This window comes from Acidilobus aceticus (assembly GCF_055392325.1).
On sequence record NZ_AP042407.1, the window covers coordinates 76,041 to 90,149 of the forward strand.

14 protein-coding genes are annotated in these 14,109 nt (G+C 61.1%); 8 read left to right on the forward strand and 6 right to left on the reverse strand.

Annotation, left to right across the window (positions count from 1 at the left end; genetic code table 11):
- Positions 1 to 300 (forward strand): hypothetical protein, encoded by a 300-nt coding sequence (locus ACZ5OO_RS00360; protein WP_013266686.1) that lies wholly within the window; start codon positions 1 to 3, stop codon positions 298 to 300.
- Positions 272 to 877, forward strand: coding sequence for a LysO family transporter (locus ACZ5OO_RS00365; protein ID WP_464078251.1), 606 nt, complete (start codon positions 272 to 274; stop codon positions 875 to 877). Before ACZ5OO_RS00360 ends, ACZ5OO_RS00365 begins: the two co-directional genes overlap by 29 nt.
- Here the strand turns inward: ACZ5OO_RS00365 and ACZ5OO_RS00370 are convergent.
- The 5 genes from ACZ5OO_RS00370 to ACZ5OO_RS00390 form a co-directional block, all read right to left on the reverse strand.
- A complete protein-coding gene (locus ACZ5OO_RS00370) occupies positions 872 to 1,354 on the reverse strand; it encodes a deoxyuridine 5'-triphosphate nucleotidohydrolase (RefSeq protein ID WP_013266688.1) in 483 nt (160 codons plus the stop codon). The genes ACZ5OO_RS00365 and ACZ5OO_RS00370 overlap by 6 nt on opposite strands.
- A gap of 49 nt (positions 1,355 to 1,403) precedes the next feature.
- Positions 1,404 to 1,751 (reverse strand): DsrE family protein, encoded by a 348-nt coding sequence (locus tag ACZ5OO_RS00375; RefSeq protein WP_013266689.1) that lies wholly within the window; start codon positions 1,749 to 1,751, stop codon positions 1,404 to 1,406.
- A gap of 42 nt (positions 1,752 to 1,793) precedes the next feature.
- On the reverse strand, positions 1,794 to 3,968 hold the full coding sequence (locus ACZ5OO_RS00380; RefSeq protein ID WP_464078252.1) for a glycoside hydrolase family 31 protein: 2,175 nt from the start codon (positions 3,966 to 3,968) through the stop codon (positions 1,794 to 1,796).
- Between the two features lie 66 nt (positions 3,969 to 4,034).
- Positions 4,035 to 5,912, reverse strand: a complete 1,878-nt coding sequence (locus ACZ5OO_RS00385) for an APC family permease (protein ID WP_464078253.1) — start codon at positions 5,910 to 5,912, stop codon at positions 4,035 to 4,037.
- A 133-nt stretch (positions 5,913 to 6,045) separates the two neighbouring features.
- On the reverse strand, positions 6,046 to 6,714 hold the full coding sequence (locus ACZ5OO_RS00390) for a glycosyltransferase (RefSeq protein WP_013266692.1): 669 nt from the start codon (positions 6,712 to 6,714) through the stop codon (positions 6,046 to 6,048).
- A 115-nt stretch (positions 6,715 to 6,829) separates the two neighbouring features.
- Between ACZ5OO_RS00390 and ACZ5OO_RS00395 the strand changes: the two genes are divergently transcribed.
- The 6 genes from ACZ5OO_RS00395 (at position 6,830) to ACZ5OO_RS00420 (ending at position 13,204) form a co-directional block, all read left to right on the forward strand.
- On the forward strand, positions 6,830 to 8,050 hold the full coding sequence (locus ACZ5OO_RS00395) for a DNA double-strand break repair nuclease NurA (RefSeq protein WP_464078254.1): 1,221 nt from the start codon (positions 6,830 to 6,832) through the stop codon (positions 8,048 to 8,050).
- Positions 8,051 to 10,186 (forward strand): ATP-binding protein, encoded by a 2,136-nt coding sequence (locus ACZ5OO_RS00400; RefSeq protein ID WP_464078255.1) that lies wholly within the window; start codon positions 8,051 to 8,053, stop codon positions 10,184 to 10,186.
- A gap of 217 nt (positions 10,187 to 10,403) precedes the next feature.
- On the forward strand, positions 10,404 to 10,562 hold the full coding sequence (locus tag ACZ5OO_RS00405; RefSeq protein WP_464078256.1) for a hypothetical protein: 159 nt from the start codon (positions 10,404 to 10,406) through the stop codon (positions 10,560 to 10,562).
- 6 nt (positions 10,563 to 10,568) lie between these two features.
- The gene (locus ACZ5OO_RS00410; RefSeq protein ID WP_464078257.1) at positions 10,569 to 11,129 is read left to right on the forward strand and encodes a hypothetical protein; all 561 of its coding nucleotides are present in this window, start codon (positions 10,569 to 10,571) and stop codon (positions 11,127 to 11,129) included.
- 131 nt (positions 11,130 to 11,260) lie between these two features.
- Entirely contained in the window at positions 11,261 to 11,773 is a 513-nt protein-coding gene (locus ACZ5OO_RS00415) for a cob(I)yrinic acid a,c-diamide adenosyltransferase (protein WP_464078538.1), read from the forward strand.
- Positions 11,774 to 11,785: 12 nt separating this feature from the next.
- Complete coding sequence (locus ACZ5OO_RS00420; RefSeq protein ID WP_464078258.1) at positions 11,786 to 13,204, forward strand: aldehyde dehydrogenase family protein; 1,419 nt, start codon at positions 11,786 to 11,788, stop codon at positions 13,202 to 13,204.
- Here the strand turns inward: ACZ5OO_RS00420 and ACZ5OO_RS00425 are convergent.
- Positions 13,190 to 14,101 (reverse strand): hypothetical protein, encoded by a 912-nt coding sequence (locus tag ACZ5OO_RS00425; RefSeq protein WP_464078259.1) that lies wholly within the window; start codon positions 14,099 to 14,101, stop codon positions 13,190 to 13,192. The genes ACZ5OO_RS00420 and ACZ5OO_RS00425 overlap by 15 nt on opposite strands.
- Positions 14,102 to 14,109: the final 8 nt, after the last annotated feature.

Consider the following 14,109-nt stretch of genomic DNA (forward strand, 5'->3'; position numbering starts at 1 on the left):
GTGAGCCTAGAGGAGATCCTCTACCTCTCGCTGGCCGTGGGCTTCATAGTTGGCCTCGCCCTTGAGGGCAAGGGGTCGGGCCACCTAAAGGTCCTTGACACGACGTCAACCATATTCATACTGGCCCTCGTGTTCTCAATGGGCCTCGTGGTCGGCTCCGAGGTGCTCTCCATAGGGAGGAGCGCAGTAAGTATAACAGCGGCCTCCCTGCTGATAGCGGTCCTTCCAGGCATCCTGGGGGCCTATATAGCTGAGTGGGGGCTGAGGAGGCTTGAGGGAAGAGCTAAGGGCAGCGGCTAGGACGGCCTCCGCGTTTGCTATAGGCATTGCCCTGGGGGCAGCGCTGAGGCCAAGGCCGGACGACGTGCTGCCCTACGCTTACATCTTCCTGTATATAGTTGTCGCGACTGCCGGGGCCTACGTGGGCCTCTCGTGGAGGAGGCTCGCCAGTGCTGGCAGGAGGATACTCTCCGTGGGCCTCATGTTCACCGCCGCCGCGCTCGTGGGTGACGCCGCGGCGGGGCTGGCCATTGCCGAGCTCCTGGGCCTCCCGCTGAGGCTCACCGTGGCCGCCGCCCTGGGCTCGGGCTGGTACTCCTTCACAGGGCCGTTCCTGTCGCTCTTCAGCCCATCCATGGGTGTCATAGGCTTCGTGGCAAACCAGCTCAGGGAGGACCTGACCCTCGCCCTCTTCCCCGCGATTGACAGGCTCATAGGGGAGGGCTCCGTCGTTATGGGGGGCGCCACGTCGATGGACACCACACTTGGCGTCATAACTAGGTACGCCGGGCCCGAGACAGGCCTTGAGGGCCTTGTCCAGGGGGTGGTGCTTACCCTGCTAATTCCTATTATAGTGCCTGCCGTCGTCAGGCTATAGGTTCTCGCCCTGGTATGAGCCCCTGTAGAGCGAGGAGGGCCTCGACTCGAGCCTTATAAACACCATCTGGGCCACCCTGGCGCCCTGCTCTATGACGGCCCCATGGGGGTTGGCCACTATCATGAGGGCCTCCCCCCTGCCCGTGTACCCGGGGTCCCACACCGCGCATGAGATGGTGACCCCCATCCTCAGCAGCGTGCTCCTGGGGTAGCAGATGCCGACTGCGTCCGGGGGAACTGCGACAACGTCAAGGAACCTTATCTTGTAGGCTCCAGGCTGGAGCCTGTAAAGGCCGTCCACTGGCTTCACTGGCCTGACGTCGGGGAGCCTCTTGGAGCTCGCCCTCAGCTCGCCCTCGTTCAGGAACTCCATGACCTCCCCCAGCCTTATGTCGACGCCCGCCGGCTGAACCTGCTCGTCCACGGAGTCCCTTATGTAAGACCTGGCCGCGTGGCCCGGGACAGCCAAGCCCTGCACCTGGGATAACTCAAGGTCTAGGCCTAAAGAAGCGAGTGGGTCTAGAGGGTCAGAAGGAGACAACCTCATAGCCTTCCTGTACCTTCTTAGCCGTGTGGACGCCGCCCATCACGGGCTCAACGCCCTCTATCAGCATGTCTGGCGTCAGCCCGAGCCCCTTGGCTGAGACGCTGCAGTAGGCCACGTCTATGCCGGCCTGCTTCATCTGCTCTATCTGCTTCCTCACCTCGTCTGCGTTGGCCGCGTTCTTCATCAGGTACTCAACGCCCCTGCCGAGGAACATGAACGACACGTCAGCGCCCGCGTTCTTCCTGGCGCCGAGGGCGAAGTTTATGGCCATGTTGACCCTGTTTATGTCGTCCCTCCCAGCCGTGCAGATTACAAATATCTTTACCATGCGCGCCACCCTTGACCTGAGTGCCCGGTGGGATTAAACGCTTCAGCCGTGGTAGACAAACGTGTACTTGACGTCCGCCGGCATCCCCTCAGCCGAGCAGGTGCCTCCCCTGCACCTTACCGTGGCCCTGACGCCGTCGTCGTAGTAGGGGTAATCCGCCTCCGTCACCTTGAACGCGTGGAACTCCACTGGGCTGAAGCGGCCGTCAGGCACGTGGTCGACCTCAACTCCCAGCAGTGGTATCACTGAGCCCTCCTTGACCAGCAGCGGGAACCTGTCGAGCGAGTCATATGATATGGTCACCCACCTGCCGCCCTCGTACTCCCTGCCCGTGAAGTAGTCTATCCACCTCCCCTCCGGCAGGTAAACACCCCTGCCCCTCTGGCCCTCCTCAACTATCGGGGCCACCAGCAGGCTCGAGCCCAGGTAGAACTCGTCATCTATGTCATACACGTTGGGGTCGTCAGGGTGCTCGAGCGGCAGCGGCCTCACGAGCGGCACCCTCTCCTCTACGGACCTCCATGACTCCGAGTAGAGGTAGGGCAGCAGCCTGTAGCGCAGCTTGAGCGCTGCAAGGGTTTCCTTGGGTGAGTACTTCCAAGGCTCCCTGTCAGTCACGCCGTGGGCCCTCACGTGACTCACAGTTACCCCCGCCTGGAGGAACCTGAGGTACAGCTCGTCGCTCGGCCTCCCTATGAAGCCCCCCACGTCGAAGGAGCCGAAGAAGGCGCCGCTGGCGTGGTATGAGAGCAGCCCCCTTATGGCCTGCCTTAGCCCCTCCCAGCTTGAGGGCACGTCGCCGCCCCAGTTCAGGGGGTAGGCCCAGACGCCCGTGCTGCCTGACCTGCCCCATACTATGCCGTAGCCCTTGGCCTCCACCGTGGCCTCGTAGACGGCCTTCATGTATAGGAGCGGGTAGTAGTTGTGGGCCTCCTCGCCGCTCATGCCGTTCCTGAAGTCCGCCTCCTCCGGTACGGCCTCGCCGTAGTCAGCCTTTATCACGTCCGCGTATGGAAGCACCAGGTCCTTGAGCGCCTCCTTGAAGGCCCTGAAGCCCTCGGGGTCCGTCAGGTCCACTATGCCGGCCCCCTCCCTCCTCTGGCAGTCAGCTGCCGGGGTTGCAAGGCCCCCCAGCTTTGACTTGACCATGTACTTCTCAAGCCTGGCCCACAGCCTGGTGCCGGGCTCTATGTAAGGGTTCATCCAGAGCGACAGCCTGAAGCCCATCCTGTGCAGCTCGTCCACCAGCCCCTTGGGGTCGGGGAAGGCCGACGTGTCCCACTCAAGGTCTATAGTGTCACACCTGTACTTCTTCCAGTTGCCCTCCCAAGGCGGGTCTATGTGGATGACGTCGGCCGGGTAGCCCCTGCTCCTCAGCTCCCTGGCGACGCTAAGGACCTCGTCCTGGCTGTAGTAGGCGCACTTGCTCTGCCAGAAGCCGTAGCTCCACTTGGGCGGAGGCGCCTTGGGGGTCCCGGTCAGCCTGTAGAGCTCCGCCAGTATCTCCTTTGGGCTTCCCAGGAAGAGGTAGAGGTCCAGGGGGCCCCTGACCATGATGAGGAGCCTGTCGTACGAGCTCTTGCCGAGGTCGAAGTAAACCGGGGAGTAGGTGTTTACAAGGAGCCCCCAGCCCCTGGGGGACCATATGAAGGGCACGGGCACGTAGGTGGCGTAGTTGGGCGTCGAGGGCGCGTCCGCCGCCCAAGTTATGAACTCGCCTCCCCTCTTGTTTATGTGCCCGAAGTGCTCCCCAAGACCATAAAGCGGCTCGCCGGGCCTGAGTGAGACGGTGAAGGAGCTGCAGACTCTGCCGTCAGCGCAGGTCACCTTGCCGGTAACTATGGTGCGGTAGTTGAGCCAGCTCTCCGTGGGCTTCACGTCTAAGAAGAGAGGGTCTACCCACGTCCTGTTGGCGCCGCGCACCAGCCTGTCGTCCGGCTCCCACTCCTCAAAGATCGTCACGCCCCCGCGCGTTACCCTGATGTGAGGCAGCAGCTGCACCCTGTAATCCCCTGTGACGAGCTCGGGCGACCCCAGCTGCTGGGCCTTGAAGTCCCTGGCCTCAGGCTCGGCTATCCTTATGGTCCTCTCGCTGACCTGGGAGACGCATATCCTGCCGGCGTCGCTCGCTATGCAGCTGTCCACGAAGGCCCTGTTGGACGAGGGAAGAAAGCTTACAGCCCTGAACTTGCTCTCATCAAACCTAAACGTGGGCAAGCTGAGCCCCTGCAAGGGGTGAAGCTAAAAAGTAAATAAAAGGACCTACGTTAATCAAGTTTTAAGTTAGGGGCCCTTGAGCGTCTGCACCAGGGCCTCAAGGTCCTTGGTCCTGCGAGCGCTGAAGAGCGCGAACACGTAAAGAACTGCGGCCACCACCGCTGTGCTCACGTCGTCAAGCGGGTAGCCTATGGGCGCGTTGGACCCGAAGGGGCCCAGGGTGCCGTAGAACACAAGCACTAGGCCGATAAAGAGGGCAGCTATGACCCACCAGCCCGAGTTTATCTCCTGCCTCAGCTCATCGTTGCCCTTAGAGTATATGACCAGCGTGAAGCCGACCGTCGTAAGCAGGTTGACCAGCACGAAGGCCCAGAAGTCAACCTGGTAGGACTGCCTGAGCGCGAGGGGCCCGTAACCTATCGAGGCCCAGGGAAGCACTATGCCTCTATATACTAGGAAGTACGTGGTGAGCGCCAGCACGACCCAGTAGGTCACGCCAAGGGCGACTCCCAGGGACCTGCTGACGCCGTACCAGCGCGGCGCCACATAAATGTAGAAGATCGGCAGGCCCGCAAGCACTAGCGGCACCGCTATCCACATGGTGCTGAACCCCGCCCAGTAGACTATCATGTAGGCCGCTATGAAGGCTATGCCTCCCATAACTGTTGGGGCCCAGAGCTTGAACGGCCTCCTTATCTCGGGAGCGTGCTTCCTGAGCGCTGGGACCGCCGCCCCGCCTATGGTGTAGGTGAACACCGTGGCGAACACCGTCAGGCTGGCTATGTAGGCCCACGAGGGGAACGGCAGCAGGTAAAGGGCCCCTATGAGCCATGATATTAGCAGCCCTACCCAGGGCACCCTGTGCCTGTTGAGCTTCATGAAGCTCTCCGGTATGCTGCCGTTCGTCGACATGCCGTAGAGAACCCTTGAAACAGTGCCTATGTATATCAGGCCGGTGCCTATGGGGGCAACTATGGCGCCCACCATGACGCCCCAGCTCCACCACCTCAGGGCCGAGGAGCTTGAGAGCCTGGCCACCTCAAAGAACGGGGCCGCTGATATGGGCGTGGCGGAGAGGCCCGTCCAGTTTCCGGGCCTGAGGCCAAGGGCCGACCACGGTATTGACCCCGTGAAGGAGACCTGCAGGAGCACGTAGACTATTATGCCCATCACGAAGCCAAGTATAGTGCCGAGGGGCACGTCCCTCTGCGGGTTCTTCGCCTCGCCCGCAAAGTCAAGGCCCTGCCTGAAGCCCAGGTATGAGAACACTATGCCGGTAGTAGATATAGACATTATGATCGGGGCCGTGCCGTAGGGCACGAACGACGGGGTGCTGAAGTTCCTTGGGTGCAGCGCGAGGCCCAGGAGGAGCAGCACCGTGACTATGGGCACCACGAACTTTATGTAGGTCAGGAACGTGTTGGTTGAGCCCATTATGTTAACTCCATAGTAGTTTATCAGGAAGAACGCAGTCAGCAGCGCGAAGGCTATGGCAACGCCAGGGGCCGTGAGCACGGTGACGCTTCCCAGGGGCGTCGTCTTGCTGGTGTAGAGCCACGGGAAGAATATGGCGAGGTATGTGACTACCGCTATCGCCTCCGCCGGGGCCACGCTCAGGGAGGCTACGAGGTAGGACCATGAGAGCGTGAACGACGCGAAGCTGCCGTGCGTGTACTGGGGGTACCTCACTATTGAGCCCGACTTTGGTATCGCCGCAGAGAGCTCAGCGAAGGCAAGGGCTACGAAGAGCATGAGCACCCCAGCGACTATCCATGATATGAAGGCCGCCGGACCTACCGCCATTGCTGTGTAGTAGGAGGCGAAGAGCCACCCGCTTCCCACCAGGGCGCCGAAGACCAGCGCAGTTATGTCTATGAACGACAGGGACTTCCTGAGCTGCCTGTCTGTGCTCTCAGCCCTCTGAATTCTCTCCTCGCTACTCATACGCTAAAACACCAACAGGGGTCCCACTGAATGATCTTTAAAAATATTATGATATGGACCGCACGGGTTTATGAAGCGCGTTCTTAGCAATAACGTCTATCCCATAGAAGGTGGACGCATATTATAACACCACTTAGACCGCGTTTAGGCCCAGGGCCTTAGCCGTGGAGAGGCCGACGTAGAAGTAAGCGCACTTGAGCCAGGCGAGCGTCGCCCTGATGTTAGCCTTAAGCGTCCCACCTATCCTGGGGCTCCGCCTCCTTGGGGGCGGCCTGTAGAGCACCTCGCAGACCTTTGCCCCCCTGAGCCTCGAGGCCGCCAGGAGCTCACAGCCGAAGGTCTCCCCAAGCTTAAGGTTATAGTCAGCCAGGAGGGACCTCCTGAAGACCCTGAAGTTGGAGAAGAGGTCCCTGACGCCCAGGAGCCTTCCGAGGGTTGCTGAGGCTATCACCTCGGCGGGCCTCGGGAGCCAGGTCCTCGACGCCACCACCACGTCGCACCCCATGTCCCTGGCGGCCTTAATGATGCCCGGCACGAGCTCGGGCGGGTTCTCTAGGTCCGCGTCTATAGTAACCACTAGGTCTCCTGAGGCCTCCTTGATGCCCTCCAGGAGGCTCGCGGTCTGGCCCACGTTGTTCATAACTATGACCCTGTCGAAGTACTTGGCCGCCACAGCCGCGGTGCCGTCAGGCGAGCTGTCGTCGACCAGTATAATCTCGTGGTCGTAGCCCTTCAGCGCGGCCCTGAGCCTCTCGGCGAGCTTTGGGACGTTCTCCGCCTCGTTGTAGGCAGCTGTAACCACTGAGATCAAGGCTCTTCCGTATTACTTTCCTGCAGTTTCAGGGAATAATAGCCGTACCCGGAGGGGAGTCCCTTTATTAGGTATTACTGTAACGTTATTACCACGAGCATAACTGGTGAGCAGCACGCCGTCTGTCTCAGAGATAGTAGGCGAGCTCGCAAAGAACCTGCTTAACCCGGGCAGCAGCTCCAGGAGGAGCGGCAGGTCGTCACTTAGCCTCTCTGAGATCCTTGAGGCGTCAAGCGACGAGGACAGGGGGCCCGTGGACATGTTCGAGAGGGCCTCGAGGCCCCTCCTGCCCAGGAGGGTGCCGGGCTACTCGAAGGACATGGTGCACATAGGCGTTGACACCAGCACCAGGCTCCTGGCCACGCCTTACGCTGACATAGTAGTCTCCGCCCTCTCGGTGTCAGGCCCGGGCCCCGTGGAGCTGTGCGACTACCCGTCGCTCTACGGCGAGCCCATGAGCTGCGGCCCCTCGCCCCCGCCCTTCATATATGTAGTGCCCCACGGGGCCGTCGAGCTCCCTGAGCAGGAGGGCGTGGCCTCAGTAATTGCAAGCCCCTCAGACCTGTCCCAGTCGTTTATATCTAAGCTCGCGGACTACGCCAGGCTCTCGCTCGAGAGGTGGGCCATGGAGGTCCCAGTTGAGCAGATAGCCAGGGCGTTCGCCGAGGCGGGCAGGAGGCCCGTGGTCATGCTCGACGGGCCCATATTCATAAGCCAGGGCAAGGGCGTCGGCAACCTCATGGTTCAGAGGTATGAGGCCGTTAAGCAGCTGGAGTCCGCCGGCGTCCCTGTGATAGGGGTAGTCAAGAGGGTTGAGAGGAGCTTCATGCTCTCCTCATCGCCGACATACTCAAGGCTCCTGGAGGGCTGCGGCCTCTCGGCGTCCGGCGAGACCGACGCAATGATATTGCAGAGGCTGGCCTCGCTGGGGTGCGTGGACGAGGTGCCGGGCAGGGTATATGTTACCCCAAAGATAATAGTTAAGGGCGGCGACGGCATAGAGAAGATAGTGGAGTACGTAATTATGATGCCCAGCGCGTGGCAGAAGCTCGGCGTCAGGTCCAAGGTCTTCAGGCTGGAGTACGCGGAGGAGACCCTTAACATGCTTGAGGAGTTCAATGTGGACCCACTCCAGGCGTTCCTTGGTGACTCCCTGGCCAGGGAGAGCCTCGAGCCCGTGAGCGTCTCCATGAGCGACAGGAGGGCCAAGGCCCTGACCTCCTCCTTAAGAGCGCTGTTGGCTAAGGAGGTCGTGGGGCTGGGCGGCAGGCTGGGCTACGAGAGCGAGGTCGAGCTTAGGGGGCTGGCAGGGGAGGGTGAGGAGTAATTGGCCGACAAGGAGGGGCTGCAGCTCGACAAGCTCAAGGCTGTCGAGAGCGAGGTGGACAGGCTAGACCAGATGCTGAGGGCCGCCTATGAGAAGGCCAACAGGGTCGGCAAGCTGGTGGGCAGGGTCTCGAGGTTCAACGAGGTGAAGGTGGGCGAGGGCTCCAGGATAGAGTTCGTCATAGACCCCTCGACCTACTACAGGGAGAGGGAGGCGCCCTTCCAGAGGGTCGGCGACTACCTGGTCATAGTTGACCCCAAGGACCTGAGGCTCGTCCTTGTGAGGGTCACGTCCATAAACAGGAGGGACGAGCTCGCCATGATGGGCCTCCAGCCCCCGGTGAGCCCCATAGTTAACAGCGTCGAGCCCAGGGGGCTCATAACCGACGCCATAATAGAGGGGGAGCTGGTCCTGGAGAAGGGCGACGGGGACCCGTCGCCGAGGCCAGCGGTCAAGAGCATAGAGCCCCAGGCCCCCGTCGTTGTCCCGTCGCCCCAGACCCTCAGGGAGCTCCTGGACCTGCCCTCGGAGGGCGTTGTCCTCGGCAGCCTCGCCACGCCGGGAGGCCTCATAGAGGGCGGCAGAATACCAGTTAAGCTGCCGGTCCAGACGTTCCTTCACCACATACTGATAGTGGGCACCACCGGGGCCGGAAAGACGACCCTGCTTAAGAACATGATAGCCGCCGCCTACAGCAACTCAAGGAGGGGGTTCACGGCAATAATAGTTGACCTTAATGATGACTTCGTTCAGCTGCCCATGAAGCCCCAGAGGCCCCCAGAGCCCCGTGAGGTCTACGAGAACGCCTACTCCAACGTGTCGCCGCCCCCCGGAGTAATGGTGGTCCTGCCCATAACTGCCCAGGTCCTCGGTGAGATCTGGGCTTCAAGGGAGGGAGGCAAGTACGTTGAAGTCCTCAGGGAGCTTGGTAAGGAGTACGTCAGGGACGTCATAGCTCCCCTGCTTGAGAGCGAAGTTGAGGCCGACTTAAAGCACAAGGTGTCGGACTCCACCGGCCTGACGTACCTTGAGGCGCAGGGGCTCCCGTTTAGGCTGGCCCTGGTGCCGTACTTCATCGACACCAGCAGGAGCACCACCGACTCACTCGTCAGCCTCATGCCGGGTCTGAGCGAGCTGGCAAGGAGCATGCTGGCCTCAATAAGGAGGAAGTTCAAGGCCAAGTTCAAGTTCAACCCACCCATGGAGATTCTGCAGGCGGCGCTGCTGGTCGCCCTGATGAAGCTCAGGAAGGGTCCATCCGACGAGGAGGCCATGAAGATGGCCTGGGAGCTCATGAGTAACTACGTGGCCAACTGGAGGGAGTCCCAGGAGGCCGCGAGCCCTGAGGACATACCGCTCCTGAAGCTCGTGGGCTACGACGAGAGAGGGAGGGCCAGCGCCGTCAAGCTCGACGAGGCTGTGGACTTCACGACCAAGGTAATACTGTCACTCATGCCGCACAGGAGCACGGTTGAGGCCCTGTTCAGGAGGGTCTCGGCCCTCCTGGACACTGGATTCGTTGACGTCATGATAGTCTCCGACAAGGGCCTTGAGGTCCTCAGGGAGCCCAGCTGGGAGAGCATCGTGAGGGAGGCCAACCTGCTGCAGGTGCCCGTGGTGCTTGACCTCAGGAAGGGCCTCGAGAGCTCCCAGGGAGGCCCCGAGTCCCTGAGGGTGCTTACGTACAGGATGCTTGAGAGGATCATAGCGTGGAAGCACGAGGCCTGGAGGAGGAGGGAGAGGGACTCGCCTGAGGTAGTTATCTTCATAGATGAGGCGCACCAGTTCTTCCCAAGTGAGGGCAGGTCCAAGGAGGAGGCGGAAGAGGTCAGCGAGATCTCAGCAATGATTTCCAGGATAGCCAGGCTCGGGAGGTCAAGGGGCATAGGGCTAGTCTTCAGCACCCACAGCCCCAAGGACCTTAACAGCATAGTAATACAGCTCACTAACACCAAGGTGCTGCTCAGGAGCGAGGAGTCCCAGGTGGAGTCGCTCTCGCTCCCCCAGGAGGTTAAGCAGTACCTGCCGAGGCTCCAGGACAGGTACATGGCCATAGTAAGCTACGCCTTCAGGGAGGGCTACGTGTTCGCCCAGACCACCACGCCACTGACAATGCACTATGACATATCAGCCTAGCGTCGGCTGGCGACTTATCGAGAAACCATAAAGAAATGCGCTGAGGAGCAGTGAGCGAAAGAGGATGAAGAGGGCTAGCGTCGTTAAACTCGTTGTGGCCAAGAGGATTATTTACCGAAGGGCTTCAAGCTGACCTTAAAGTTCAAGGAAAAGTGGCGCGGGGAAGCAATTTAGACTGACTGGAGGTAGTTTATAACGAGGTTAGGAGGGGGTTGGTATGCCCACGTCCCAGTTGAGGTCGAAAATACCACCTGAAAACAAGGGTAATTTAGGGGCCTCCGTTGATTTGGGAGTCATTAACTTGGCCGCTGTGTACGTAGAGGACGGCGACGTGGTGGAGAGGCAGCCGCTGCCCACGCTGAGCAACAACGGGTGAAGAGGCTTGGAGAACCTCGTCGCCCAGAAGCTGATGAACGTAGTCTCAATGAACGAGGAGCTGCTGGAGATGGCAGTGGCCTACTCAGACGCGAACGCCTTCAACCGGTTCTACGAGGCCGTGAGGAGCGCCTTCGCTGAGGACGGCCTTGAGGTGGTCAAGTACCCAGCCCTCAGCGACGTGGACGAGACCGGCGCTATGTACCTCTCCACGGTAGCCGTGAACGACGTTAAGAACGGGGTTTCCTACGTCGTCTTCGGCAAGGTCAAGGCAGAAGTGATGATAAGGACCATCTACAGGTACGTGGGGTTTGAGGTCGACACTACAGTGCTGCTCGACGATAAGAGTGCCCCGCTGGCGAACGCCGTGATGAGGTACGCTGCCCAGAACATCGAGGACGGCGAGCTGTTTGACGCCATTGAGAGGGTAGCCATGGAGCTCTCCAGGGCCGAGGCCCAGGGCAGGGTCAGCGAGTTCATAAAGGAGCTCGACAGGAGGGCGAGGGCGCAGGACGTGGCGGCAGTGCTCGTAAGGTCGATACTGAACGACTTAGGCGCCAACACGTGACGGATATAAATTAATTACAAGCCTCGCCCTTTCAGGGGCGGGGAGAAGGCCAGGTATTAGCTTAGCGGCGCTGAGCCCAGCCTTTATTACCCTGGCAGGCCTTAGCCAGGCGGTGGAAGCGCTTGTCCCATGTGTTCACTAGGACGGGCGACGAGGGCACAACATACTGCAGCCTCCTCAACGAGAGGGTCCCAAAGGACCACGTCCTCGTGGAGCTAATGGGCTCCCTGGACGAGGCCAACAGCTTCGTTGGGCTCGCCAGGTCGCTCGTCCCCAGCTACATGACTGACGTGCTGGCCGACCTGGAGTACATACAGAGGCTCATCTTCAGGGTCGGCTACACGGCCTCGGGAAGGGTCTCGGTGACGGAGGACGACCTGAGGAGGCTTGAGGACATGGCAGATAACTACTACGGCAGGCACCCCCTCAAGAACTTCGTGTTGCCCGCGGGCCCCAGCCCCGCGGCGGCGCTGCACGTGGCCAGGGCCGTGATCAGGAGGGCTGAGAGGGTCATGGTAAGGGCCTCGAGGGAGTACAAGATAGACCCCCTCGCGCTGAAGATAGTCAACAGGCTGAGCAGCGCCCTGTTCGCGCTGGCAGTCTACGTGGCCACCGCCATGGGCTACCCCGAGGAGCCCGTGTAGGAGGTGTAGGCCTTGAGCGAGGTCCCCGGGCTCCTGAAATCAATAGACGAGGTCCTCGTCACGGACGACGGCCTCGGAGTTAGGTACGTGGTCGGGGGGCAGGCCAGCGAGCAGGGCAGGAGGGTCTGGGTTGAGACCCCGCTGGGCCTCAGGTACTACATAACCGTCCCGCCCGACCCCTCGCCGGCCTTCAGGCTCAGGTACGACTCCCTCTCGCTTATGTCGCCCTCCGACAGGGTCGAGTCGCTCCTCGAGGCCTCCGACGCCATAGATGACTATAAGGACGCTATTATAAAGGTCATCTCCATGGAGACGGGCAAGAAGCTCTCCGAGGCCAGGGACGAGGTTGAGGCCTCGCAGGCCATACTTTCACAGGCCCAGGAGCTTGCCAGCGCCAGGGGAGGCTCACTCACGGGCAGGCTTCACTTCGACATGAGCGGCGAGTGGACCTCGACCACAGTTCACTCCAGGGAGGGCGTAGGCCTAGTCCTGCCCCCCTTCACGTCGCCCTTCTTCGGCGCCATAGCTGGCGCCGCCTCGCTCCTCGCCAACGGCATGCCCGCGGTGGTCAAGTCCCCCTGGGGGGCCTCCGCCTCGACGGCCGCAGCCGTAGCAATACTCAGGGGCACTGACCTTGGGGACTTCGTGTCCCTTGTCAACATGAACGGCTACAGCAGGCTGACGGAGCAGGACGTCGCGGCAACGGTGCTCTTTGGCAGGGAGTCTACCAGGCTTTCAGTCAGCAGGACGTTCAGCAACGTGATAGCCAACTGCTCAGGAAGGGCTGCGCTCCTCCTGTGCGGCGAGCCCAACGACATAGAGTCCCTGGCTAGGCAGGTAGTTGACTCCGCGGTCTCCAACGCAGGGCAGGCCTGCGGCTCGGTGAGGTGGGTGCTGGCGTCTAGGCGCCTTGGCGAGGAGCTCCTCGACTCAATGGAGGACTACATATCACAGCTCAGCGTTGGAAGCCCGCTGGAGGGCAAGGACGTGGGGCCGCTGAGGACTAGGGGGCTCGTGGACAGGGCCGTGAAGCTCATAAACGACGCCGCCTCCAAGGGCGCGTCGCTCTCCGACGAAGTTAACGTTAACGGCAACTACGTCTCGCCGCTGGTGATAAGCGACGTGCCCAGGGGCGCGGAGCTCCTCTGGACCGACGTCCAGGCGCCTATAGTATCCGTGTCCCTCTACGACGACTGCTCAGAGGCCTCGCAGGTAGCAGCCATGATTGAGGGCAGCACCGCCGTGCTGGTCTATGGCAGCGTGAGCGCCGCCCTGCAGCTCTCCAAGTTAAGGCAGGGAGTAATAATAAGGGGAAGGGACGACTCCTTTGAGGCCCTGAAGGCCCTATGTCACGTCGTCGGCGACCCCGTTAAGTACTTTGGTGAGGGGCCCGAGGTGCCCACGACCAGGACCTCGTTACTCCTCCTCTGACGAGCCCTCATCCTCCCCCTCTTCTCCCTCGCTCTCCTCGGCCTCCTCCGACTCCTCGGACTCCGCGGCCTCTTCCTCCTTAGCCTCCTTCCTCCTCGACCTCCTGCCCGTCTTCTCCTCACCGGCGGCCTCGCCAGTGTACGGCGCCAGCACGTACCTAACTGAGAAGCTGGGCGAGTCGAGCCTAAGCTCAAGCGGGTTGTCGGTCTTAAACATGACCTCCACCTGCTCGGCGACCTTGGTTAGCGACAGCACCTTGTCCAGGTAGCTGTAGTCATAAACAGCCTTGGCGCTCTCCTTGACCTCAAGCGATATCAGGGAGCCGGAGCCACTGAGGAACTTCGCCTCGGCGCGCCTCTCCCCGCTGGCCCTTACTGCAAAGTATGTGTCCGTGGCCTCGAACTCCACGGCGTTCCCAAACTCGCCGGCGTCCTCTACGGCCCTCCTGAAGGGGTCCGCCATTATCTTTATGTCAGCGTCGTGCTCCAGCTTCATCTCAGGTATCTCGCTGGCCACCTCTATGTTAGGGAGCAGGTAGACCCTCCTGGCCTGACCCTCGACCTTTATAAGCACCTGGGACTGGGAGACCCTGAACTCAACGCTGTTGCCCTTCTTAGTGTCAACAAGTGCCTTGGACAGCGAGGCCAGGTTGGCCCCCATGGTGACGGAGTCCTGGGAGAGCTCATACTCGAGGAAGCTCGAGTAAGGTATCGTAACCTCCACGTAGGCAACCTTGGCCGGGTCCAGCCCAGAGACCTTGACCCCGTCCTTGGTTATTGTGAAAGCCGCCTCCTCAATGATGTCGGACAGAGAGTCTATTATCGACCTGAACATCTTGGCGTCAGGGTACCTGAACCTGGCCACGGCGTTGCCGAACTGCGACTCAAGCTCGCTCAAGCCCTGTC

Excerpts from the sequence above, each read along its gene's own strand:
- ACZ5OO_RS00375 (WP_013266689.1), bottom strand. The coding sequence starts at position 1,751 with ATGGTAAAGATATTTGTAATCTGCACGGCTGGGAGGGACGACATAAAC.
- ACZ5OO_RS00385 (WP_464078253.1), bottom strand. The coding sequence starts at position 5,912 with ATGAGTAGCGAGGAGAGAATTCAGAGGGCTGAGAGCACAGACAGGCAG.
- ACZ5OO_RS00405 (WP_464078256.1), top strand. The coding sequence starts at position 10,404 with ATGCCCACGTCCCAGTTGAGGTCGAAAATACCACCTGAAAACAAGGGT.